Consider the following 2063-nt stretch of genomic DNA (forward strand, 5'->3'; position numbering starts at 1 on the left):
CGTGTGCTTCCCCGCGCAACAACTCGCGCGACGTGCGGCTCTATCAGTTCAGCGTCATCGACCAGCCATGGGCCCACAACCCCGCGATGCGCCAACTCATCGTGCGGGCCACCAACGCCGAGGGCAAAGTCGCGCAAATCGCCGTCCTCACCGACGATCTGGAGCGCCCCGCCAAGGAAATCGTCTGGCTCATCTTCAACCGCTGGATCCAGGAGAACGACTTCAAATACATCGACAAACACATGGGCATGAAGCAAATCGCCAGCTATAAAAGCATCAACTACAGCGAGCTGAGCGACAATCTCGTGGATCGCCAAGTCCCTAGCCCGAGTTTCTTATTATGAGGCTGCAGCCCTTGATTTTGCAGGGATCCGTATCAAAAGGCACTACAAAGTCGGTGGGGGCTTCAATTTCATTTTCGAGTTCATTTCATGACGAATTTTCTGGCGGGGCAGGCTCGTTTCCAATCGATGCCGAGGCGTTGGTAAACCAGTGCCTGCTCGGCATCCGGGCGGCCCGGCTTGCGCACCTTGATGACCCGCCCATCCGTGAGCGGCAGGTATGTGGTCGCCAGGTTGTGGGTACGCAGCAGGCGTCGGATGGTTTGCCAGTCGCGCACGTCTCCGCTTTGCGTGAGCCGGTGGCCAATCCAGCACAGGAGGTGATAGGCCAGGACACTGATGAAAATGTGCCCATCGACCCGCCCTTCCAACTGATGAAAGTTGGGCCGCAGTCCGAGCGAGCCTTTCAGCGCACTGAAGCCCTCTTCCGCACGCAGCAGCGTCATGTAGAGTTTCCACAATTCGGGGCCATCGAGGTTGTGATCGGTTTTGAGCACGTAGTCGCCGCAAAGTTCCAGCGCGGCTTCGAGCCGGCCGTCATCGCGCTCAACCCGTAGTGCGCCACCCTCTTGGGTGACTTTATAGAAGCGGCCGACTTTGGGATGCTTCTTGAGCAATGCGCCGATGGCCCGCTCGATGAGGGCCTCGCGCTTGAGTTTGCCCTTGGCAATCCTCGCCTGCAAGCGGCCAGAGTCGGTTAAAAAGCGTTGCTCCGCAGTGGAGATCATCGCGGCTTCTTTGAGTCGGCGCTGGGCGCTTCGGCACAGCACCAACACGCTGTCGGCGTCCTCGGGGTCGGTGATTTTCCGGACTTCCACCTGTTGGTTTTCCGCCCGGTTTGGCAGCAGTTCAAAGCCGCTGGCGGCAAATTCGTCGGCATACTTCTTGCGACTGCCGCGGGTGATGTTGATCAAATACGAATAGCCCAACTCGCGGAGCAAGGCCAGGTTTTGCGCTGAAGCGAAACCGGCGTCGAGGATCACAACGGGCTTGAGGCCGGCCTCGGGGAGCGCGAGGCGAGCGAGGATGAGTTTCAAGGTTTTGGTGTCGGCGATGTTGCCCTCGAAGACTTCGTGGGCGAGGGGAAAGCCGTTTTCATCAAAGGCCATACCGACGGCCAACTGTCGGCAGTCATTGCGCTTCTGCTTGTTTTTCCCGTGTTTCGCCTTTGGATTCTTGGCGCAAATGCCCTCGAAGTGGGTGTTAGTCACGTCGTAGAGAATCACGCTGCGGCTGAGGCTGAAGAGGTCCCGCGTCTTTTCGCGCAGGCAGATTTCGATGGGTTTGCGGTGCTTGAGCAATTCGTCGCTGACCCGGTAAAGGCGGTCTTTGGTGGTTTTGCTCAGGCGCACGTCGAGGAGTTCCGGCAGGGCGGTGCGCTGAGCCCAGTCGATGAGCGCCCATTCGCTGAGTGGCTCGATGAGGCGGTTAGCCACCATCACCTGGGCGGTGGCGATGGCGGTTGGATTCATGCCGAGCTCATTGAGCATCGGGGTGAAATCCAGCGCATCCCAGGCTTTCATGGCCACGAGCTGCGGCCCGAGGTCAACGCTTTCCCCGGTCTCCATTTCGTCAAGCAGGACGCCGTCGATGACCGTCCCGCTAATCGCTTTGGTGGCCACTTTGGAGCGTTTGACAAGTTGGGCGACCTGCACGACCCAAGCGGCAGTCTCCGTCGTGAGAGCCCCATCTAACAAGCCTGCCTGGCCGCTGATCTGGTCC

Annotated in this window: 2 protein-coding genes; one reads left to right on the forward strand and one right to left on the reverse strand. The window is 59.3% G+C overall.

The window, feature by feature from the left end:
* On the forward strand, positions 1–344 hold a 344-nt coding region (locus tag QZY44_RS16995), incomplete at its 5' end, for a hypothetical protein (RefSeq protein WP_295448738.1).
* An 80-nt stretch (positions 345–424) separates the two neighbouring features.
* Here the strand turns inward: QZY44_RS16995 and QZY44_RS17000 are convergent.
* Positions 425–2063, reverse strand: a 1639-nt coding sequence (locus QZY44_RS17000; RefSeq protein ID WP_295448741.1) for an IS1634 family transposase, incomplete at its 5' end; no start/stop codon positions are given.

It is taken from the genome of uncultured Thiodictyon sp. (assembly GCA_903837595.1).
Taxonomy (GTDB): Bacteria; Pseudomonadota; Gammaproteobacteria; order Chromatiales; family Chromatiaceae; genus Thiodictyon.